A 297-nucleotide genomic window follows, 5' to 3' on the forward strand; every position below is an offset into this window, starting at 1 on the left:
TGTAATTCCAATATGCCCTTGTGTCGGATATTGATTGCCGCATTGATATCTCGGTCATGTTCAAACTCCACATTCAGGGCATTGCCAGATACGCTTATGTAGTGGCATTTCTGACATTTTATGACCGCAGCAATGACAGGTTTTCGAACTGGCAAACCATTGATCCAGTTTTACCAGATGGATGCCTTTTTCTGCGGCTTTATATTCCAGCTTTGTGATAAAACCATGCCAGCCTGCATCACCGATAGCGCGAGCCAGACAGTGGTTTTTCATCATATTCGCCGATTTCAGTGTCTC

General features: G+C 44.4%; 1 pseudogene. It reads right to left on the bottom strand.

Going from position 1 to position 297, the window contains the following annotated elements:
- A pseudogene (locus BHE89_RS00720) lies at positions 1-297 on the bottom strand (RNA-guided endonuclease InsQ/TnpB family protein); the annotation flags it as partial.

Source organism: Shigella sp. FC1967, from assembly GCF_001743005.1.
Lineage (GTDB): Bacteria > Pseudomonadota > Gammaproteobacteria > Enterobacterales > Enterobacteriaceae > Proteus.